The following is a 22,050-nucleotide window of genomic DNA, read 5'->3' on the forward strand; positions in this document are numbered from 1 at the left end:
CGTGCTTGGATGGCTCCTACGGACCAACCCCACGAAAACTTCATCTTCCCTGAAGAAGTTCTGCCTCGCGGTAACGCACTTTAAAAAAATCAGGATTTAGATATCAGATTAATTTAGTTTTTTTAAATTAATCTGATATCTAAATCCCTAGTCCCCGGCGCAAGCGCGGTGATACCGTGCCCTACTAGGGAACAAAAAAACCCAAAATCCAAAATCTAAAATCGTTGGAGGTTCTACCGGGTGGTAACGCTCTCTAATTCCTACGCAAGCGGTCGCGACCAAGAATCCTCCGGGTTCGCTTGGTGGTCTGGCAACGCTCGTTTGATCAATCTCTCCGGCAAACTGCTGGGCGCACACGTCGCTCACGCTGGCTTGATCGTGTTCTGGGCCGGTGCAATGACTTTGTTTGAAGTCGCTCACTTTATCCCAGAAAAGCCCATGTACGAACAGGGCTTAATCTTGATGCCCCACATCGCTACTTTGGGTTGGGGCGTCGGCCCCGGCGGTGAAGTTACGGATATCTTCCCGTTCTTCGTAGTCGGCGTTCTTCACTTGATTTCATCTGCTGTTCTCGGTTTGGGCGGCATTTATCACGCCGTTCGCGGCCCAGAAGTTCTCGAAGAATACTCTTCGTTCTTCGGCTACGACTGGAAAGATAAGAACCAGATGACCAATATCATCGGCTACCACCTGATTCTGTTGGGATGCGGCGCTCTGCTGCTGGTAGCTAAGGCCATGTTCTTCGGCGGTGTCTATGACACTTGGGCTCCGGGCGGCGGCGACGTGCGTATTATCACGAACCCCACTCTGAATCCGGCTGTGATTTTTGGCTACTTGGTACGCTCTCCTTTTGGTGGCGAAGGCTGGATTGTCAGCGTCAACAACATGGAAGACATCATCGGCGGTCACATCTGGCTCGGCCTGATTTGTATCGCTGGCGGTGTTTGGCACATTTTGACCAAGCCTTTCGGCTGGGCTCGCCGCGCCTTAATCTGGTCTGGCGAAGCTTACCTGTCTTACAGCTTGGGAGCTTTGTCCCTGATGGGCTTCATCGCTTGCTGCTTTGTCTGGTTCAACAACACTGCTTACCCCAGCGAATTCTACGGCCCGACAGGTCCGGAAGCTTCTCAAGCGCAAGCTTTGACCTTCCTGATCCGCGACCAACGCTTGGGTGCTAACGTCGGTTCTGCACAAGGCCCCACCGGTCTGGGTAAATACCTGATGCGCTCTCCTACTGGCGAAATCATTTTCGGCGGTGAAACGATGCGTTTCTGGGATTTCCAAGGCCCTTGGTTGGAACCCTTGCGCGGTACTAACGGTTTGGACTTGAACAAAATCAAGAATGACATTCAGCCTTGGCAAGCTCGCCGCGCGGCTGAGTACATGACTCACGCTCCTCTGGGTTCTTTGAACTCTGTGGGCGGTGTGGCGACTGAAGTTAACTCGTTTAACTTCACTTCTCCTCGTTCTTGGCTGTCCTGTTTCCACTTTGTGATGGGTTTCTTCTTCTTGGTCGGCCACTTGTGGCACGCTGGTCGCGCTCGCGCGGCTGTCGCTGGCTTTGAGAAGGGTATCGATCGCGAAAATGAAGCGGTACTTTCTATGCCAGACTTAGACTAATCGATCGAATTTATTTCTGATTTGACTGTCTAGTTGAAAAAGGCTCCTGCTTAACGCAGGAGCTTTTTTTGATCGGATAATATCTGAAAAAGCAGCGGATTGTCGATCGACTGTTCTCCGATCCCCTAGCAGCAGATACAATCCTAGAGGTAGAAACCCGGTTTCTGAGTTAATCTTTTGAATTCCATGCTGTTTCTTTCCGTCAGCTCGTTCCTCAGCCAGCTTTTGCATCCAGGACTGAGATATTTCAGTGCGACTTTCATCGGTGGCGGTGAATGACTCTGCAAGTATTGAAACTTGACAATTTTAATCCGTTGGGGTAAAGAGCTTGCAAGGCCGGCTCGACAAAGTTTATATTTAAAGTACCAAAGTTTTAATCCCACACAATGGAAAGTTGCACTGAAAAGTTGCAATTTTAAGGCAGATCGCTACAGGTGCAAAACTAATCCACGATCGCCATCAGGATATTTATATTTTATTAAATGGCTGTGCTTGCCGATTTTTTTAACAGGCACAAAACTTGTGGGCAGCTTACTGTTATTGCTAGGAAAGCAAAAGATTAATAATGGACTCATTAAAGATCGAAAATGTCAAGGTGAGGTTCGATCGAGCAAATTTGCTCGAACGCATCGCCAACCGCATTCGCCGCTCTCTAGAACTCCGCGAAATTCTGAGCGCAACAGCAGCGGAAGTTCAATCCTTTTTGGGAACAGACAGAGTAAAAATCTACAAATTTCATAGCGACGGTAGCGGTGAAGTGATTGCCGAATCAATTAACGGCAACCGCTTGCCCTCCCTATTGGGCCTCCATTTTCCAGCAGACGATATTCCCCCTCACGCCCGCGAACTGTTCGCGCAATTACAGGTGCGATCGATCGTCGATATAGATTCCGGGCAGCTAGGCCAAAGTCCGCGCCGCGAGGCGGTCTCGGGCGAACTGCTGCCCGACGACGAAATGCGCTTTCGTGCGGTTGACCCCTGCCATGCTGAATACTTGACTGCACTAGGGGTCAAGGCTTGCTTGGTAGTACCAATTTTTCACGGCGAAGAATTCTGGGGGTTGTTGGTATCTCACCACTCCGAGTCCCGGAGTGTGACAGAAAACGAACTCCAAGGCGTTCAGATGGTGGCAGATCAGCTCGGCGTCGCCATAGCCCAATCAACTCTCCTCGCCCGAGCGAGGGCGAAAGCTCAACGGGAAGCTGCCGTCAACCGCGTCGCCGCAGCCCTTCACTCCCAGCCGGCGATTGAACTCCAAACAGCTTTGGTAGAATCGGTAGCAGCACTAGACGCCGCCGGCGGCAGGCTGTGTATTTTCGCCACGCCATTCATTTCCGAAAGCAGAAAGGTTACGAATCTAGTTCCCTATTCGGATAACTCGAATCGAGAACTCACAGTCTACACTTGTGGCTCAGGGCCGAAGATGGGAATTTCCGCAAAATATCCCCAGGTTGAGCAATACAGCGTCTGGCACGAATATTTTAAATCCGGCGAGCAACAGGTTTGGGTAATTCCCGACTTGTACCAAATTAGCAGTTTGAGAAGCCTGCAACCTGCATTTCGATCGACCAAAATTCGCAGTATTTTAATCGTACCGCTCAAAACCCGCCAGCAAATATTCGGTTACTTGAGCATTTTTCGAGAAGAATTTGACACCGAAACTCTCTGGGCTCGACAGTTTGATAGCGACGGGCGGCTCGCCCAATCTCGGATATCTTTTGAAGCGTGGAAAGAGTCAAAAACTGCCCAAATTCGCGAATGGAAAATAGAAGAAATTGAATTGGTTCAAATTTTGGGTACCCACTTTTCTAATGCTATTAACCACTACCAACTCGATCAAAAAATAGAAGAACTTAACACAAATTTAGAAAATCAAGTTCAAAAGCGCACCGCTCAACTACAGCAGTTGACCCAACAGCAGCGAGTGCTGTTTGAAGTTGTCGCAAAAATGCGGAAATCCCTCGAATTGAACAAAATTTTTAGTACGATGTGCCAGGAAGTGCGGCAGGCTCTAAATGCCGATAGAGTGGCAGTTTACCACTTCGTTTCCGCATCAGAATTTAACGATGGTGAATTCGTTTCCGAAGATGTTTTGCCAGCTTTTGTGTCAGCAATGGCAGTCAAAGTACACGATCGCTGCTTTGGAGAAAAGTATGCCAATCTCTACTCTCAGGGACGAGTTCACACAATGTCCGACATTAGACAAGCCGGACTGCAAGATTGCTATGAGCAACTATTAGAGCAATTTCAGGTCAAAGCTAGTTTAGTTGCACCGGTGATGAAAGGCAAAGACCTTTGGGGCTTGCTGTGCGTACACCAATGTTCGGCTCCCCGCAACTGGGAATCTTCCGAAATTAAGTTTGCTACCCAAATTTCCGTTCAGCTCAGCATCGCTTTAGAACAAGCAGATTTGCTCGCCCAAACTCAGCAGCAAGCAGTTGAGTTGCAGCGGGCAGCAGAGCAGGAAAGAATACTGTTTGAAGTAGTTGCTAAGATTCGACAATCTCTCGATTTAGATACAATTTTTAGCACAACAACTACAGAATTGCGGCGAATTTTAAATGCAGATAGAGTTGGAATTTATCGTTTCGATATAAGTTCCAAGCTTAATGAAGGGGAATTTATTACCGAAGATGTTTTGCCAGATTTTCCTTCAGCAATGGATGTGAAAGTTCGCGATATTTTTTTTGGAGAGAACTATGCAAATAAATACAGCCAGGGACGCATTCAAGTGCTGCCTGATATCGCAAGTGCGGGACTCTCGGACTGCCACGCTGCTCTTTTAGCTCAATTTCAAATAACAGCTCAAGTGATTATACCACTGATGAATGGCAGCGAACTTTGGGGTTTGCTGTGCGTGCACCAGTGCGGCATTTCCCGCAATTGGAACAGTTCGGAAATTCAGTTTGCTACGCAAGTAGGAGCTCAATTGAGCGTAGCATTAGAACAAGCAGATTTGCTTGCTAAGACGCGGCAGCAAACTATCGATTTGCAGTGGGCAGCCGAGCAACAGCGGATACTGTTTGAAGTGGTAGCCAAGATTCGAGAATCTCTCGATATCAACGCAATTTTTAAGACTGCAACCCAAGAAGTTTGTCAGTTTATGCAAGTTGATAGAATTGCGGTCTATCAATTTTATCCTGATTGGAGTGGCCATTATGTGGCCGAGTTTGTGAAAGATGGCTGGATAAAATTAGTAGGGGAAGGTATCAGTACGGTTTGGCAAGATACTTATTTGCAGGAAAACCGAGGCGGTAGATATGTCAATAATGAAACTCTAGCTGTTGACGATATTTATCAAGTTTGCCACTCGGAATGTGTTGTCGGTATTTTAGAGAAATTTCAGGTGAAGTCTTATGCGATCGCGCCGATTTTTGTAGGACAAGAACTTTGGGGTTTGCTGACAGCGTATCAACATTCTGGACCCCGCTGTTGGGAAAGTTCAGAAGTTAACTTTTTAGCTCAGATTGCCAATCAGTTAGGTGTAGCTATTCAACAAGCCGATTTGCTGGCTCAAACCAGACGCCAAGCAGAACAAATCGCTCAAAGTTTAAAGGATTTGCAGCACACTCAAGCTCAATTGATTCAAACTGAAAAAATGTCTGGTTTGGGGCAACTGGTAGCCGGGATTGCTCACGAAATTAACAATCCGGTTAATTTTATTTACGGTAATCTCAATCACGCTAGTGAATATACTGCTAGCTTACTGAGTTTGCTGGAACTTTACCAGCAGCAATATCCCGATTCTAGTGCTGAAATAGACAAATTGAGTGAAGATATTGACTTGGATTTTCTGCTAAAAGATTTGCCCAAATTGCTATTGTCAATGAAGGTGGGAGCCGATCGCATCCGTCAAATAGTTCTCTCGTTAAGGAATTTCTCTCGTCTTGACGAAAGTCAAACGAAGGCTGTTGATATTCACGAGGGCATTGACAGCACACTGTTAATTTTACAGCACAGGCTGAAATCTAATACGGACAGTGCAAACATTGTGCTACTGAAAGAATACGGCATTTTGCCTGTAGTTGAGTGTTATGCAGGACAGTTAAATCAGGTATTTATGAATGTAATTGGCAATGCAATCGATGCTTTAGAATCGCACAAGTTGCTCGCAGGTCAATCTGTAATTCCTCAAATTAAAATCTCTACTGCTGTCGGTCAACTTAATGATACTGTTCCTAGCGCGGTGATTCGGATTTCTGACAACGGCCCGGGAATTGCGGAATCTATGAGAAAACGCATATTTGACCCTTTTTTTACCACTAAGTCGGTGGGTAAAGGTACAGGATTGGGACTGTCAATTAGTTACCAAATTGTGGTAGACAAACACGGCGGCGTTTTAAAATGCAATTCGGAACTGGGGAAGGGTACTGAGTTTGTGATCGAGATTCCACTTCGACAGCAGCCAGCAGTCATTACTCATTAGTCATTATTGTAAAATCCTGCCAACAGTCAACAGTCAACAATCACAGAGTCTGCAACGAGAATAGATATAATTAATCTGCGTTGATCTGCCCTCATCTGCGGTAAAAAAAAGAGAATTTATGAACAGCAGGTGACAAGGAATTGACGCTGATATACGCAGATGAAGACAAGAGAGATAGGAATAATTCTGATGCTAACAGAAGATTTGGAATCAGGCTGGATCGTGGGTATGCGATCGCATACCCACCTTGCGGCATCACGTCTGACAGTTGCCTCAGTCCTGATGCCAAAAGAGGCCTATTTAATGGACTTTCATAGATTACTTTCGCTTTTTTGTAGTTCTTGTTGGAGAGTATTCTTGACACGATCGTACTCCCCCTCGATTTGAGCCAATAGGGTTGAGGCTCGATCGAGTTCACCAGAGGTACTCATGGCTTCCAACCTGCCACAAAGCTGGGCCAGAGGAGCCGCGCTTAAATTCGCACTACTGCCTTTGAGGGTATGAGCCACTCGCTTTAGGGTTGGAGTATCCCCTTGGGCGATCGCTAATTTCATAGCTTGTAGCAACTTGAGAGATTCCTCCAAGTAGCAGTTCGCCAGCAAGCTCACAATCTGGGTTGAATCTTCATCGATGCTGCTACAGAAGGCTTGCAGTTCTGCAAGGTTAACCGCTGGCATATCAATTTCTGGCTTGTTGCTATCTGATTCATCTTTTTGGGCCTGCTGCGGTTGCGGGTTGGGTGGACACTGACTCAGCGCTTGGATGAGAGCCTCTACTCGAATTGGTTTACTGATATAGTCATTCATGCCGGCATCCCGACAAAGCTCGCGATCGCCCTGCATGGCATTCGCCGTCATGGCAATAATTCGGGGACGAGCATGAGCCGGCCACTCCTCACCTATACGGCGGGTGGCTTCTAGCCCATCCATCTCTGGCATTTGTACATCCATCAGCACTACATCATAAGGCTGGCGATGCAGGGCTTCCAAGACTTCTAATCCATTGGCAGCAACATCGGCTCGGTATCCCAAACGCTCTAACAGCAGCAGTGCCACCTTCTGATTCACCAGATGATCCTCTGCTAACAGAATTCGCAGCGGGAGTCTCTGACCCAATTTAATATCATCCTCAACAGAGCTAGGGGGTCGCTGTTGAACTTTTGTCGGTTGAGCTTGTAGTGCCTGAGTCAGCACTTCATAAAGCTGGGATTGTTTGATGGGTTTGCTTAAACAAGCCGCAAAGTGGGTCGAGAGTGCTGAAGAACTCCCTTCTGGTTTGCCCATTGAAGTGAGCATCACCAGTGGTAAACGGTGGCACTTAGGAAGCTGATGGATTTCTGAGGCGAGTGTCAAGCCGTCCATCTTTGGCATTTGCATATCTAAAATAGCGACATCAAATGTTTCTCCACTCTGAAGCCAGTTGAGCGCTTCCACAGCCGATTGGGCAGCGCGAATCTCCATCCCCCAAGTCTGGGCTTGCAGCGTCAGAATTTGTCGGTTAGTGGGCTGGTCATCTACGATTAATAAACGCTTGCTAGATAGTTCTGGTAGCATTTCAATCGGTTCCGCTAACTCACTAGCAACAGCGGGTGCGACAATCGTGAAGTAGAAGGTAGAACCCATTGTGATTCGATGAGGCTCAGCGACTTGCCATTTTGGGGAAGGGGTTCCTCCGACGTGACCTCGGGTCTGAACCCACATCATGCCGTTCATCATTTCACTAAGTCGCTTACTAATCGCCAGACCTAAACCTGTCCCTCCATACTGCCGAGTCGTCGAAGCATCTACTTGACTAAAAGATTTGAATAGTCGATCGAGCCGTCCTGCTGGAATGCCAATGCCTGTGTCTTGAATGGCAAACTGAATTTCATACAAGCTTTCGGGCAAGTTCCCTGGCTCAGAAATCGTTTTGTCAGAATCAACTATAGAGGCTTCCACGGAAATGGTAACTTCCCCTGTTTCAGTAAACTTAATCGCATTATTGAGCAAGTTAACTAGAATCTGACGCAGACGGGTGACATCACCCAAAATCAACTTAGGAGTCTGAGGCTGGATCAGGTAGCCTAACTCAATCCCCTTCTCATCTGCTTTAACTGCAAGTTGGTCGATCGCACCTTCTATGCAATCTCTCAAGCTCAAGGGATGCTTTTCTAGTTCCAGCTTGCCCGACTCAATTTTGGAGAAGTCAAGGATGTCGTTGATGATGCTCAGGAGGGTATCCCCACTATTGCGAATCGTCTCGATAAAATCTCGCTGTTGAGCTTTGAGTTCTGTATCTAGCAGCAGTCCCGTCATCCCAATAACCGCATTCATGGGAGTGCGAATTTCATGGCTCATCATCGCCAGAAACTCACTTTTGGCTCGGTTCGCAGCTTCTGCTTCCCGTCTAGTTTGCTCCAGGGCAAAGTTTTTCAGAGTTAATTCTTCTCGTTGTCGAGTTTCTTGCTCTAGTAATTTGGCTTGAGCGAGAGCAATTCCTACTTGAGTCGCGACGGATTCTAGCAACTCCACTTGATCGGGAGTCCAACGACAGTAGCGATCGCACTGGTGCAAACAAATGGCACCATTCGCTTCTCCTTGGTAAGAAGTTCGCACTGCTAACATCGATCTTAATTTGAGACTGGTACAAATTGAATGAGTACAGGCGAGCAATAAATCGCAGTAGACATCCGGAGAGGCGATGGCTTCATCTTGAGCCATCAACTGTTTTGTATAAGCAGGACTCACAGCCAGAATGTCCCGATCCTCGCTGGAGTCTGAGCCGGGTGCTAGATACTCTGCAACGACAGGAAACTGAGGCTGTGGATTGTCCTGGTATGTGCGAATTAAGCAGCGACTGACCCCAAAAGCTTGCCCAATCTGAACAGCAGCCGTTTCAAATATCTGCTGAGCATTGAGGCTTTGACGAATTTCTTGGGTAATTTGCTTCAGCAGTAAGGCTTTTTCCAATTGTCGCTGTAGTGCTTCTTCTGCTTGCTTGCGATCGCTAATATCCTTCATGAAGCAGTGGTGCCCCACAAACACATTTTGCTCGTCATAAGCAGAGACCATCACCAGTTGTTTATAGAACATCGTGCCATTTTTTCGCATCCCCTTGGCTTCGACTTCGACTCTGCCTTCTCTCAACATCTGCTGATAAACAGCCGCCATCTTCTCAAGATCTTCAGGATGAACGGTTCTCGGCCATTCCATCCCTAGCATTTCCTCTGGCCGATATCCGCAGATGGCTGCATAAGTTTCGTTAACGAAGATATAGGCTCCTTGAGGGTCTAGCCTAGAAATGCCTGCCACGGCATTTTGTAGCGCTGCACTCATTTGTTGCAGTTCCGCTTCGGCGCGTTTGCGATCGCTAATTTCAATCAGAATGCAACCCACTCCTACAGGCTGCTCTGCATCCTTGAAAATGGGGAAATGAGAAGTTAGCCAGTAGCGTTTGGCACCAGTTTGACTGGTTACTTCTGAACTCATTTCCAAGCTGATGGAAGGTTTTCCTGTCGTTAAAACCTGTTGTAACAGTGCATTTACACTAGGAGCAAATTCTCCCAAAATTTCATCGGTTGTCTTACCTAAATGAGCCTCCACAGAGTGGTCATTAATTTCAGCTAGTGCCTCATTGATTTGTAAAAATCGAAACTGCCGATCGTATATACACAGCCCCACCCCTGCTAGGGAAGATCCTTTAAAGAAAGCATTCAATAATTGCTCTCTGGCTTGAATTTCCTGCTCTAACTGTTTGCGGTTGGTAATATCGCTGTGAGAACCAGTCATACGGACAACTCTGCCCGCTTCATCCGAAAGCGCTTGCCCTCGAGCCAAAATCCATTTGTAGCTCCCATCCTTGCAAAGCACTCGATGTTCTGTAATATAAAACGGGGTTGTGCGCTGAAAGTGATCTTGAATGGCTTGCATCACCCATCCGATATCGTCGGGATGAACTCGTTTACTCCATTCCTCTAACTGATTGGGGATTTCATGATCCTGGTAGCCCAACATCTCTTTCCAGCGAGCCGAGAAAAATACTTCATTGGTGTGGACGTTCCAATCCCATACCCCATCATTACTACCATGTAGGGCGAGTTGCCATCGCTCTTCACTGGCTTGCAGAGCGACTTCTGCTTGATGCCGTTCGATTTCACTACCAATCCACTGAGCCATCAGCTTCAGCAATTCCACATGGGCCGATTTAAAGCTGTCTACACGGGGAGATTTACTAGAAAAGCTGAGGGTACTGTAGACTTTGCCTGCCACTAAAACTCGTGTTCCAATATAGGCTTCCATGTCAAGGGCAATATAGGCAGGATGGTAACGCCATTTTGAGGTGCCTATATGTTCGATGGTTAGGGGTTCATTTGTGTCTAAAGCTTCACAGCACAAAGTTTGCTTAATATCAAAGACATCACCTGGTTTCAGGACTCGATCGGGCGATCGTGCAACCATCACCTCATAAAGATTATCTTGCACGATCGCCAATATGCCACATTCAAGCCGAAAGGTCTGACATCCCATGTCAATTAGCGCTTGGATGCGCTGCTCAAAATTGAGATTTTGGCTAGCAGTGACTTCATATAAAGCTCGTATTGCCGCCTCTCTTGTTCTTAGTTCAGCTTCGGCTTGTTTACGTCTCTTAATTTCAGCTTTCAGAGAGCGATTGATTTTGGATAATCTTTGCGTTCGTTCTTGAACCCGCTGTTCTAATGTAGCGTTGACGTGTTTAATCTCCCTAAATTTTTGATTTAGCGCGATCGCCATCAATTGAAAATTGCTAGCAAGCTCATTGATTTCAGTCACCGAACTATGTTTCCATTCAAATGTTTTTTCTGAAAGCTTGTTCGGTAAGTCAGTAGTCGCAATAGCTAAAAAGGATAACGGCTTTACCAGTCGTTCGCTAACCACCGTTGCAAACAAAAATGCCAACATTGTGATGACGAGAAGAATAATCAGATCTATCCTGTAGCGATTTTGTAAATTTTCTACATAGGGAGCTGCTGGAATTTCTAAGCGTAATCTCCAGTTCAGCTCAGGGGAAATCATAAATTCCTGTATATATAGAGAGTTTTTCCAACGGATCATCGGATAGTTGCCCTTGCTAGGAACCCACTGCTGCAAGGTTCCCTCTAAGGTGCGAGTGCTGCCGTGCTTTGACTCTTGAACACTGGTCAACAGCTTTTCGTCGGATTGATTACTAGCAATAACTTGGTTGTTTTGATCGAGCAATGTAATGCGTAGTTCCTGATTGTTTTTCGGAAAAAAGTATAGATATTTGATCTGGCTCACTGCTAATGAACCATGGATCAGCCCAGTAAAATCACCTTCTACTTGCAGTGGCACATTCAATCCGACATGAGGTTCGTCGATTAATATATCTTTGTGGATAGGAGTAATCCAAGGTTTCAACGGCTCTTGAGCCAAGGTAATTAAAGATTTATGTTCAGTAATTTGTTCTATCAACCGCCGAGGTGTTTGATTTAAAGGAGAAGATGCAGCTAAAACTTTTCCCGATGCATCGGCAACATAAATTTTGTCAAAATCTGGAAACAACTCCTCGATCATGCTAATATTTTTTTGTAGTTGTTCTGATGATTGAATCGCTTGATTTACAGCACTTGCGCCTTCTGGAACGAGCGATTTTTTAGCTAATGTATTCAAAGCTAATAGATGTTGCTCCTGCCATCTAGATACAGCACTACTGAGATTAGTCCCGTTTATTTTTAACTCAGTTCGCACAGTCGTCTGAATTTGATCGACCCAGTATCTACCATCAAGAACTAATAGCAGCAGTGCTGGAAGAAAAACAAAAGCAACCAACAGATGAAAAATAGTTTGTTGTAAAGAGAGGGCATGGAGATGCTTTGAATGCCTAACCCACCGATGAATCGGCGCATAAGAAATTATTAAGCTGGCAACTAAGGCATTAAAAATGCCGTTAACTGCTTGTTTGCACATAACTAGCACGACTTGAGCGGCCTCCATGTGCAGCATTTGACGGTAGAAAAGCCAAACGAGAGGCATTCCAATTAAAAACCAGTAAATCCCATCAAATAAAAGGAGGTTCGGATGTCGGCGCTTGCAAAGAAACCCTACAAATAGAGCCTCAATTACAAAAATAATTGTGGCGTATGGATGATTCCAAAGGACATAAGTATAGCTGCTTGCTATGAGACTAGCCAAGCCTCCCCAGCCGCAGCCGAAGTAGTAAGTAATAATCAGTATTGCAATACTGCCAAAGAGAAAATCAACCCCAAAAAAGAGAGACAAATTGAAATAGTTGCCCAGAAAACCCGCACCCGTGAGAAGGGCGATCGCACCAAACCATCTTTGATCACGCACTGAGCTAGCCCCTCCCATAAACTTCTAGAATCTGTACTTGCTGAATATAAATTAATTTTGATAAACAATCGTCGTAGAGACACTCTCGTTCTATCCCTCACAGTTTCCATGAATGTCGCACAACCGATTATTTAGGCTTTAATATTGAATAATAAAATCAAGGCTTACTCATGCAGGGCTTGATATGGAGCTAAAATTTTAATAAATAATTATTCCCTATTAAGAGAGGCATAGTTTTTATCATTATGATTTAACGGGTGAATTTATTAACTGTATGAACCTTGGTACAAAAAGTATTGCGACCTTGATCTTTAGCTTCATAAAGTGCTGCATCAGCAGCAGTAATTAAATTTTCTGGTCGGAGCTCTTGGGTAGGAATCACACTGGTAATACCGAAGCTGAGCGTAATGTAATGACTGGGAGAACTCTTATGTACTATTGCTAAAGCTTGAATACGAGCCTGCATTTGCTTAACGATTTGGACTGCTCCCTCAAGCTCGGTATCGGATAAAATCACTACAAATTCTTCACCTCCATAACGTGCTACTAAATCTCCAGCTCGATTAATACTGCGATTAAGAGCTGCCGCAACTTGCTGTAAACATAGATCCCCAGCTTGGTGTCCATAAGTATCGTTATAAGGCTTGAACAAATCGATATCACACAAAATCAGTGACAAAGGAGTTTGCTGCCTCGTCATGCGTCGCCACTCCTCGTCTAGCTGTTGGTCAAACTGACGGCGATTGGCAATCTGAGTCAAACCGTCAATTGACGCTAAGTATTTTAATTGTCGATTGGCGGCCTCTAGCTGCTTGTAAAGTAGGGTTTGTTGCTGTTGCAAATGGAATTGCTGAATCAAGCGTCGCACTCTCTGTCCCAGAACAGCCCAGTGAATCGGCTTAGTGATATAGTCAGCAGCTCCCGCTGCAAACGCTCGATCTACAGATTCTTTGTCTTCTAAGCTAGTAATCATCAAAATAGGCGGGCGATCGCCCTCAGGCACTTCAGATAATTTTTGACAATAAGCAAAACCATCCATAGTAGGCATCACTGCATCGAGTAGGATCAGGTCTGGATGTACTTCCTCATAAGCTGCTAGCCCTGTCAACCCATCACTAGCTTCGGCCACTCGGTATTTTTCCTTCTGTAAATACAGTCGAAGTTGCAAACGAATCAAGGCATCGTCATCCACAATCAGAATTAGAGAGGACGATTCCGTAGATGGGTTAGTCGAAATGGCTGACTCTTCTAATGATTGATACATACGTCATGGTGTATCTTAAACTTTGGAAACATTCTAGCCTAGCATATTTTGAGCTTGGGAGGGAAAGTGAAAAACTGGCAAATATGTCATAAATTATACATCAGCTAAGCTGCAGCAACAACATCCTAGGCAGCGTCCGGTTTGTTAAACCAACAGCCACGGTCTACTTAAAATTTTTCGCTTTTTTTCGGAGATATAAAGTCTGGTCACTTGCGCTAATTTTTGTAAATATGTAATTATTTTTGGGGCATTAAACAGTTTTTACAACGTCGAGCGAGCTTTGACGAACGATCGCTTGTTATACCGCGATCGCCCGTGGGATAATAGGCTATATTTCTCAAGCTCATTCAGGCTTTTGCAGGTGCATCAGATTTCTCCCTCATCTTTGAGCGATCGCCCGATCTATTTTTGGGGAATACATCTGATGGTCACACGATCGCGTATAGCTTCGCCCTTGGTTGAGCCTTTGTCCGCACCAGCAAGCTATGACTGCAAAAAGGCGTAAGCTTTGTTAAGAAACATCAACAGCTTTCTGCGCGAGCTGGGATAAGTTTTTGCTCTTTTTTCTCCCACCAACAATCCCCCCAGATAGTATCTAAACTCATGTCTTTATGATTGAGTGGGGAACACATCGTCACAGCATTAGCACCATCTTTCACAGCATGGGGCATGGCTATGGAAACTGTTGCTTTCATCAGATTTTATTAGGAAACAGACTAACCTAAAAAGGTTACTCTATATATCTTAGCTCTATTTCTCGCTCAATTTTTAGCTAAAGTCCCACTATTGAAAATAGAAGCTATACTACGATCACTTGGAAAGAGTAAATTAACTTGATGGAGCTCACTTACTATGGAAGTAGCACTGCCTGATTTTTCTCAAAGTGTTCAAAAAACGAAAGGATTTTGGACTGAACAAGTTGGAAAAGCAGTTAATTCTGTTTCAGAAACAACAGCACAAGCTAAATCTTCTCTCTCCCAATCTGCGGAAAAGGCAAAAGAAGCTCTCACTCAAACTACGAATTCTGCCGTGACTGCTGTTAATGAAGCTACGAATAATGCTTTAGGTACTGTAGCATATAAAACAGAAAAAGCGAGGATTTCTATATCGGAAGTCGCCAATCAAGCAGTTAGTCGCGTCAGTGAAAGTACCAACAAAGCTGTTGATGCTGTTTCTCACTCTGCGGCAACTGCTAAAGAAACTATTAATCAAACTACTAACTCGGCTGTCAATATTCTGAATCAAAGCACTAGCCAAGCTGTAGAGACTGTAAATCAAGTTACAGAAAAGGCTAAGGCTTCATTAGAAGATAGCATTAACAAGGCGACTAATATGAGCGATGCCGCTTCCAATGCCCTTCAAAGCGCTATCAATGGTACTGTTAAAAATTGGATTGATTCTCACCCTGTAGTCTTCTGGTTGGTGAGTCATCCGCTGATATCTTTAGCAATGTTGCTACTATTTATATTCACGATTTTGGGTTTATTACAGGCTTTAGGTAGCTTTTTTGCAGAAGGATGGTTATTTATTCTGCAAAGCCCTGGAAAATTTATGCAAGGGGTTTTGAGTGTCGGCTCTAAATCTGTAAGTAATTTCGGTGGAGTGGGTGTAAACTCATTGGTTTCAAAGAATCCCGAATACAAAAATAATTCAGGTTTACAATTGAGGGGAGTTGAATCAAACACTTTGGAGTCTCAAGAACGGCTTGCTAATATTTTGACAAGGTTGGAGGCAATTCGACAAGAGCAGAATCAGCTTTTACAAGAAGCGTCTGCTATTTTAGGCAACAAATTTAAGGCAGAGTGAGAGGGTGTGGCCCGATCGCAACTCGTGGTAAATTTAATACATCTAGGCTTTCCATCAAAGCCAGATCTATGAAGGCTTGTAGTCGATCGCTCAATACGCCATGCCCGATTCCGAATTTTCCGATGATCTAAAATGGACGCCAGAAGCCAAGGCGAAGCTGAAAAATATTCCCTATTTTGTCCGGGGACAAGCTCGCGTCCGCATCGAGCAGTTGGCCCGCGAAGCCGAAACCGAAGTCGTCACCGTTGACTTAGTTGAGCAAGCTCGCATCGAGTTTGGGCAATAAGGGCTCGAAAGGTACCCTAAAGCTTTACACTATAATTTGCCTGATTTTGATGTTCACAGAGCTACTGAGTCACCCGTGCGGAAAATAGTTATTGCTGGCAACTGGAAAATGTACAAAACTAGGGCAGAATCCCTAGAGTTTCTTCAAGGATTCATGTCCTGCCTGACGGAAACCCCAGAGGAACGGGAAGTCGTGCTTTGCGTTCCCTTCACTTCCTTGGCTGTCCTGTCGAAAAATTTGCACGGCAGCCGGATCAGACTCGGTGCTCAGAACGTCCACTGGCAAGAGTCTGGAGCTTTTACTGGGGAAATTTCCGGGCCAATGCTGAGTGAACTTGGTGTCCGTTATGTCATCATCGGCCACAGCGAGCGGCGCCAATATTTTGGGGAAACTGACGAAACGGTGAATTTGCGGCTGAAAGCTGCTCAGAAATACGATTTAATTCCGATTCTGTGCGTTGGGGAAACCAAGCAGCAGCGAGATGCAGGGGAAACTGAATCTCACATTTTTTCTCAATTGGAAAAAGATTTGGTTGGTGTTGACCAAGAAAAGTTAGTCATTGCTTACGAACCGATTTGGGCGATCGGCACTGGCGATACTTGCGAAACGAAGGAAGCTAACCGAGTTATTGGTTTGATTCGCAGTAAATTGACTAATCCGGCCGTGCCAATTCAGTACGGCGGCTCTGTTAAACCGGAGAATATTGATGAAGTCATGGGTCAGCCGGAGATTGACGGAGTTTTGGTTGGTGGTGCTAGTTTGGAAGCTGCGAGTTTTGCTCGAATTGTCAATTATCAGTAATAGGTAATTGCTCATTGCTAATTGCTAATTGGTAAGTGAACAAGGGCAGCGGGAATTAAACAGCGATCGCCTACAATTGTGATGTGCCGTTGAGTGTTTCTCCGATCGGGAGAATTGACCTATGATTGGGAGCGTTAAACCAAAACCCACCTTAGAGGAGTTCCTAAAACTTCCTGAAACTGAACCTGCCTCAGAGTTTCTTGACGGAGAAATCATTCAGAAGCCCATGCCACAAGGTGAACACAGCGTCCTTCAAGGTGAACTCTGCAAGACGATCGATCAAGTAACAAAAACTAAGAAAATTGCCCGTGCTTTTCCAGAGTTATACTGCACATTTGGTGGCGCATCAATCGTGCCAGATGTAGCAGTATTCCGATGGGAAAGAATTCCTTTTTTACCCTCTGGTAGAATTGCTAACCGCTTTGAAATTAATCCAGACTGGTCGATTGAAATTCTCTCCTCAAGTCAAAGTCAAACAAAAGTGCTGAGTAAATTACTTCACTGTTCGCGACACGGAACTGAGTTGGGGTCGTTATTAGACCCAGAAGAAGAGAGTATTTTGGCAATATTTCCAGGACAAAAAGTAGAATTGTATAAAGGTGCAGCTCTGTTGCCAATTATTGATAAAATTGAATTAGAATTGACAGTTGAAACTGTTTTTAGCTGGTTAAGTTTTGGTTAAATTAACAATGGCGCTTCTGCTTTATTCTTGAGTCTCTTAGAGAGGGATTTCGTTTGACAAGAAGCGATTTCAATCGCCGAGTGATGAGGTGATATGATAAATAACAAAAAAATTACAATTAGAAGTAAAGTTTTTGAGTGGGGAAAACGCACTTATTTAATGGGCGTTTTAAATGTTACCCCTGACAGTTTTAGCGACGGCGGAGATTTTTATAGCATAGAATCTGCTTTAGTGCAAGCTGAAAATATGGTAAAATCCGGTGTAGATATTATTGATATTGGCGGTCAATCTACTCGGCCCGGTGCAGCGGAAATATCTTTAGAAGAGGAGATCGATCGCGTTATACCTGTAATACAAATACTGCGACAAAAAGCCGATATTTTTGGCTCAGTTCCTATTTCGGTAGATACTACCAGAGCGCAGGTTGCGAAAGCTGCGGTTGAGGCGGGAGCTGATATAATTAATGATATTTCAGGAGCCACTTTTGACTCGGAAATGCTGTCAACGGTTGCTCAGTTAAAAGTGCCAATAATTTTGATGCACATTCGGGGAACTCCCCAGACGATGCAACAACTGACAGATTATCGGGATTTAATGGGGGAAATTGGGAAATTTTTCGAGAGTCGAATTGCGGCAGCAGTTGCTGCGGGGATTGACAAGTCTCAAATAATTATCGACCCTGGTATTGGCTTTGCCAAAACGTACAGTCAAAACTTAGAAATTCTGCGACAGTTGCGAAAATTCCGTGTTTTAAACTGTCCGATTTTAGTCGGAGTATCGCGAAAAAGCTTCATCGGTCACATTTTGAATGAGCCAGAAGCGAAACAAAGAGTTTGGGGGACAGCGGCGGCTTGTACAGGTGCGATCGCAAATTTGGCAGATATCTTGCGAGTTCACGATGTCAGAGAAATGTACGATGTTTGTCTGGTTGCCGACGCTATCTTCAGGAATCAGTCTTGAGAAGTGTTAGTATCGATAACTTTCATTTCTCCGCCCTCAGAATGAATCACATCGGGCATAGAACCCATCAGCTCGCCCAGAGCTTCCGTCATGCTTCTCGGATCCATAAACAGAATTTTGGCATTGTCGCTTTCGCCCAATTTTTGTTGAGCTTCTAAGTATTTTTCGGTTACTAAGTAATTCAAAACTTGCTTGCTATTCGGATGGGAGTCTAAAGCTTCAACTAAGAGCCTCATGTACTCCTTAGTGCCGATCGCTTTATTGACCATTGCTTGCCACTCGCTCTTGGTAGCGCGCTCCAATTCCATAGCTTCTTGCACCCTTTTCGGAGGTGTAATGCTTTGAATTTCTACGCGAATTACTTTGACACCCCAAGTTTCCGTAGCTTCGTCCAACTTTTTGAGTAACTTTTTATTCATGTCATCTCGGGAACCCAAGATGTCTTGCATGGGCAATCGACCAATTTCAGCGCGAAACGTCGTTAACACTAAGTTGGCGATCGCATTTTCAATTTGATCTATTCCATAATAAGCTTTCTGTAAATTTACAACCCGCCAATACACAACGGCATCGACTTCGAGAGCCACATTATCTCCCGTGATTGCTGACTGAGGTTTAATGTCTAAAACTCTTTCACGGCTTGTGTCCACGCAGACGACTTTTTCGACCAGGGGACTGATAAAATGGAATCCTGGCTTGAGGGTGCGCTTGTATTGACCCAAACGTTCCACTAAAGCTTCGTCGCCACCGCTGACTATTTTGACGCTTGAGTTAACAGCGTAGCCGAGGATGAGCGCAAAGAGCATGGTAAGAATAGACTGCCCCATTTCTATTTTCCTGCTAAGGTTGACTGAGAATCGATCGGAATTCTACTCTAATTTAACTCAAACTCGACCACACAGTGCTAAAATATCTCGACTGTTAATAACTAACTATTTGATCGGGTGGGCCCCATCGGCTCCGACTCTTACGGCGCTAGTGAAACCCAGGATATCAACAACACGTTTCCACAAAAGACATGAAAAACGATCGAGAGTTTCGCTTGTTCAAACCTTTGAGGTGGATCGCGCCAAGCATTTTGGTGGGTGCAGGAATGTGGAATGCCGCAGTGACCCAACCGGCACAAGCTGAGACAATCGCCCTGCAACTCTCGCAAAACTTGCAGCCCCCACGCCGAGGCCCTGCTGTTCGGGAAGTTATGTCTTATGAGATGAAGGGAGACGAACTCAGGATTTGCAAGCAGGAAGGCAACTCCGAGAAAAAGTGCCAAGTTGTAGGTAAAGGCTACACGGTGGGTTTGAGAACTGCCAACGACCTTTACGGTCAAGGAAATGCTGTCAATGCCGAAACCTTGTACCGGCAACTAATCGCTCGCTATCCCAAACAAGCGGATGCTTATTACAAGCTAGGAACTATGTTGTCGGGGCAAGGTAAAATGAGCGATGCGATCGTTCTATTTCAAAAAGCAATTGAAGTTAACCCGCAGCACGCCAAAGCTCACAACGATTTAGGCGTCGCGATGGCAAGTCAGGGGCAGTTGCCGGAGGCAATTGTTCAGTGGAGACAAGCCGTTAAAATTAACGCTCAATATCCCGATGCTTTAAACAATTTAGGAGTCGGTTTGTACCAGCAAGGAGCCAAGGAAAACCAAGCAGAAGCCGTAGCCAGCCTCACAAAAGCTAAAGAGTTATTTATCAAGCAAGGCAGAACTCAAGCCGCTAACAGAGTAGATAAAATTTTGGAGGAAATTAATTCGCGGTCGAGCGGTTCCTAAACTCAATCGCCGATCGCACATTAAAAGAAAAAACATCTTTGGCGATCGGCGTTAATGGGCGTTCAGCGGCGGTTAAACACCCCCCAAAACGAGAATCTAAAGCATTTCCTTCAAAACTTGTAAAATCAAATCCCCATCCACCCGATCGCTCACAGCAGCCTCACCCAAGCGCACCGGCAGTACAAACCGCACCTTGCCATCCTGCACCTTCTTATCCAGTTGCAAAGTATGCAAAATTTCCTCAACATCCACACCCGCAGGCAATTTGGCAGGTAAACCCGCTTTTTCCAGCAAAGCAGACTGGCGGCGATCGCACTCAGCATCCCACATTCCCAACTCTACAGCCAATCGGCTTGACGCAGCCATGCCGATGGCCACTCCTTCCCCGTGATTGATCACCTTGTAATTGGTCAAACTTTCTACAGCATGACCGATGGTGTGCCCGTAATTCAAAATCGCCCGCAAACCCGATTCCTTCTCGTCTTTGCTAACCACCTCAGCCTTAGCTTGGCAAGACCTGCTCAAAATTTCTGCCAACAAATCCGCCTTCACATAGCGCATTTGATCCAAGCGCTTGCAATTCTCCAACTTCCCGAAAAGTTCAGCATCCCAAATCACCCCGTACTTGATGACTTCCGCCATCGCCGAACGAAACTCCCTCGCCGGCAGAGTTTTGAGTACATCTGGGTCAATTAACACCAAACGCGGCTGATGAAAAGCCCCGATTAAATTCTTCCCTAAAGGATGATTTACCCCCGTTTTGCCACCAATAGAAGCATCAACCATCGCCAGCAGCGAAGTCGGAACTTGCACGACATTAATTCCCCGCAGCCAAGTCGCCGCAGCAAAACCCGTCATATCGCCCACCACCCCGCCGCCCAAAGCCACCATTGTCGAGGAACGTTCTAAGCGGTTTTCCAAAGCCGCACCGTAAATTTTCTGTACCGAATTTAAAGTTTTGTACTGTTCTCCCGGTGGTAAAATGCAGGTACCGACTTCCAGACCGGCCGATTCGAGGGCTGCGGTTGCTCTTTCGCCGTACTGCCGAAAAATCGACTGATTCGACACCAGCAGCACTTTTTTGCCCAAACTTAGATCGCCCATCAGACTGCCGAGTTCGTCTAAACCGCCCGATCGCACGCAAACATTGTAAGATTGTGGCCCCAAGTCAACTTTAATTATGGATTGCATATTTATCTAATTTAGATATTAGATTTTAGATTATAGTTCTTATAGGTCTTTTTATTGATTGTTTTGGAGAAATTGCAATGACTCTTAGCGGAGCAATAACTTATTTTGGGATTTTTGGCGGCGCGATCGGCTTGGCCACAGTGCTGATGTTTGGTCTGCGGGCTGTCAAACTCATCTAATTTGCTAATTTAGATGTCTCAACCAGAGGATTTAATCTCTGGTCAAAGTATCAGTTTGACGAAGTATTTGCGCCACAAATCTCTAGGTTTATCTGTAGATTTGCGGCGTAAATACTTCCTCCTATAAAACTTTATGCTACTATTAACTAATTCAATAAATCCAGTACGCAACTGTAACATTTTAACTAGATTGTATGGTTCGTGTCACAGTGATTTCCTGAATACCAAGACGTATAAAGTGAGTATCATCATAACAGTTATAGTTGCAAACAAGTTCTTCTCCCTCGTAGATGTCAAATGCTGCAACGTCTCGTCGCACTGTCGAAAGAATATTAGGAGACTCCGAACAATGATTGATGAAACGTTGATCGTCAAAACAAAGAACATGTCTACAGAGGATATTGTCAAAATAGGCATATTTTAGGAACTGTTCTTTTGCTGAAGGAGACATACGTTGAACATCAGCCTCTTCATAAGACGTATCGAAGTATGGAGAGTATTCCCAGGTAACAGTACCTTTGGGAATAAACTGCGCTGCGAAAAGACCAATACCATGAATAAAACTGATGCCAAGTTTTGTCTTAACCAGTAGCATAATGTGTTATCCTAATGTTACGAGATGTTACGAGCATCAACGACAAAATGCTGCTTAAAACTATGTAACTGCTCACCGCAACTGCATTGCGGTATCGCCAATGATGTCAGCGATAGGTATGCACTCCAGATAGGTGGTAT

14 protein-coding genes are annotated in these 22,050 nt (G+C 45.2%); 9 read left to right on the top strand and 5 right to left on the bottom strand.

All coding sequences use genetic code 11. From position 1 onward, the window contains the following. Positions 1-240: 240 nt before the first annotated feature. Together psbC and QUA33_RS24490 are read left to right on the top strand one after the other, a co-directional pair. Complete coding sequence (psbC, locus tag QUA33_RS24485) at positions 241-1,620, top strand: photosystem II reaction center protein CP43 (RefSeq protein WP_333039523.1); 1,380 nt, start codon at positions 241-243, stop codon at positions 1,618-1,620. A gap of 565 nt (positions 1,621-2,185) precedes the next feature. Further along, complete coding sequence (locus QUA33_RS24490; RefSeq protein ID WP_333151923.1) at positions 2,186-6,046, top strand: GAF domain-containing protein; 3,861 nt, start codon at positions 2,186-2,188, stop codon at positions 6,044-6,046. 311 nt (positions 6,047-6,357) lie between these two features. On the opposite strand, the gene QUA33_RS24495 is transcribed toward QUA33_RS24490, so the two are convergent. Together QUA33_RS24495 and QUA33_RS24500 are read right to left on the bottom strand one after the other, a co-directional pair. Further along, positions 6,358-12,372 (bottom strand): response regulator, encoded by a 6,015-nt coding sequence (locus tag QUA33_RS24495; RefSeq protein WP_333151926.1) that lies wholly within the window; start codon positions 12,370-12,372, stop codon positions 6,358-6,360. Positions 12,373-12,622: 250 nt separating this feature from the next. Continuing rightward, positions 12,623-13,636 (bottom strand): PleD family two-component system response regulator, encoded by a 1,014-nt coding sequence (locus tag QUA33_RS24500; protein WP_333151928.1) that lies wholly within the window; start codon positions 13,634-13,636, stop codon positions 12,623-12,625. Positions 13,637-14,488: 852 nt separating this feature from the next. Here QUA33_RS24500 and QUA33_RS24505 point away from each other — a divergent pair. The 5 genes from QUA33_RS24505 (at position 14,489) to folP (ending at position 18,171) form a co-directional block, all read left to right on the top strand. Next, complete coding sequence (locus QUA33_RS24505) at positions 14,489-15,442, top strand: hypothetical protein (protein ID WP_333151930.1); 954 nt, start codon at positions 14,489-14,491, stop codon at positions 15,440-15,442. A 100-nt stretch (positions 15,443-15,542) separates the two neighbouring features. Further along, a complete protein-coding gene (locus QUA33_RS24510) occupies positions 15,543-15,728 on the top strand; it encodes a PCP reductase family protein (RefSeq protein WP_006633749.1) in 186 nt (61 codons plus the stop codon). Between the two features lie 75 nt (positions 15,729-15,803). Beyond that, on the top strand, positions 15,804-16,529 hold the full coding sequence (tpiA, locus tag QUA33_RS24515) for a triose-phosphate isomerase (RefSeq protein WP_333151943.1): 726 nt from the start codon (positions 15,804-15,806) through the stop codon (positions 16,527-16,529). A 121-nt stretch (positions 16,530-16,650) separates the two neighbouring features. After that, complete coding sequence (locus tag QUA33_RS24520; protein ID WP_333151932.1) at positions 16,651-17,211, top strand: Uma2 family endonuclease; 561 nt, start codon at positions 16,651-16,653, stop codon at positions 17,209-17,211. A gap of 93 nt (positions 17,212-17,304) precedes the next feature. Beyond that, positions 17,305-18,171, top strand: coding sequence for a dihydropteroate synthase (gene folP, locus QUA33_RS24525; RefSeq protein ID WP_333151934.1), 867 nt, complete (start codon positions 17,305-17,307; stop codon positions 18,169-18,171). On the opposite strand, the gene QUA33_RS24530 is transcribed toward folP, so the two are convergent. Continuing rightward, positions 18,162-18,998: a stomatin-like protein gene (locus QUA33_RS24530; protein ID WP_333071549.1), complete on the bottom strand. Its 837-nt coding sequence runs from the start codon at positions 18,996-18,998 to the stop codon at positions 18,162-18,164. The two genes, folP and QUA33_RS24530, sit on opposite strands and share 10 nt — an antisense overlap. 191 nt (positions 18,999-19,189) lie before the next feature. On the opposite strand from QUA33_RS24530, the gene QUA33_RS24535 reads away from it, so the two are divergent. Beyond that, complete coding sequence (locus QUA33_RS24535; protein ID WP_333151936.1) at positions 19,190-19,945, top strand: tetratricopeptide repeat protein; 756 nt, start codon at positions 19,190-19,192, stop codon at positions 19,943-19,945. Between the two features lie 96 nt (positions 19,946-20,041). Here the strand turns inward: QUA33_RS24535 and aroB are convergent, their stop codons facing one another. Next, entirely contained in the window at positions 20,042-21,136 is a 1,095-nt protein-coding gene (gene aroB, locus QUA33_RS24540) for a 3-dehydroquinate synthase (RefSeq protein WP_333151938.1), read from the bottom strand. Between the two features lie 77 nt (positions 21,137-21,213). On the opposite strand from aroB, the gene petL reads away from it, so the two are divergent. After that, positions 21,214-21,315: a cytochrome b6-f complex subunit PetL gene (gene petL, locus QUA33_RS24545; protein WP_015175161.1), complete on the top strand. Its 102-nt coding sequence runs from the start codon at positions 21,214-21,216 to the stop codon at positions 21,313-21,315. A gap of 181 nt (positions 21,316-21,496) precedes the next feature. Here petL and QUA33_RS24550 read toward each other — a convergent pair whose 3' ends face one another. After that, a complete protein-coding gene (locus tag QUA33_RS24550; RefSeq protein ID WP_333151941.1) occupies positions 21,497-21,910 on the bottom strand; it encodes an SET domain-containing protein-lysine N-methyltransferase in 414 nt (137 codons plus the stop codon). Positions 21,911-22,050 lie beyond the last annotated feature (140 nt).

It is taken from the genome of Microcoleus sp. Pol14D4 (assembly GCF_036701245.1).
Classification (GTDB): Bacteria; Cyanobacteriota; Cyanobacteriia; order Cyanobacteriales; family Microcoleaceae; genus Microcoleus.

What these genes read in the sequence shown, in the direction of transcription:
- QUA33_RS24505 (WP_333151930.1), top strand. Translation starts at nt 14,489, where the DNA reads ATGGAAGTAGCACTGCCTGATTTTTCTCAAAGTGTTCAAAAAACGAAA.
- QUA33_RS24490 (WP_333151923.1), top strand. Translation starts at nt 2,186, where the DNA reads ATGGACTCATTAAAGATCGAAAATGTCAAGGTGAGGTTCGATCGAGCA.
- petL (WP_015175161.1), top strand. Translation starts at nt 21,214, where the DNA reads ATGACTCTTAGCGGAGCAATAACTTATTTTGGGATTTTTGGCGGCGCG.
- QUA33_RS24510 (WP_006633749.1), top strand. Translation starts at nt 15,543, where the DNA reads ATGCCCGATTCCGAATTTTCCGATGATCTAAAATGGACGCCAGAAGCC.
- QUA33_RS24530 (WP_333071549.1), bottom strand. Translation starts at nt 18,998, where the DNA reads ATGGGGCAGTCTATTCTTACCATGCTCTTTGCGCTCATCCTCGGCTAC.
- QUA33_RS24535 (WP_333151936.1), top strand. Translation starts at nt 19,190, where the DNA reads ATGAAAAACGATCGAGAGTTTCGCTTGTTCAAACCTTTGAGGTGGATC.
- QUA33_RS24500 (WP_333151928.1), bottom strand. Translation starts at nt 13,636, where the DNA reads ATGTATCAATCATTAGAAGAGTCAGCCATTTCGACTAACCCATCTACG.
- QUA33_RS24550 (WP_333151941.1), bottom strand. Translation starts at nt 21,910, where the DNA reads ATGCTACTGGTTAAGACAAAACTTGGCATCAGTTTTATTCATGGTATT.
- aroB (WP_333151938.1), bottom strand. Translation starts at nt 21,136, where the DNA reads ATGCAATCCATAATTAAAGTTGACTTGGGGCCACAATCTTACAATGTT.
- QUA33_RS24520 (WP_333151932.1), top strand. Translation starts at nt 16,651, where the DNA reads ATGATTGGGAGCGTTAAACCAAAACCCACCTTAGAGGAGTTCCTAAAA.
- folP (WP_333151934.1), top strand. Translation starts at nt 17,305, where the DNA reads ATGATAAATAACAAAAAAATTACAATTAGAAGTAAAGTTTTTGAGTGG.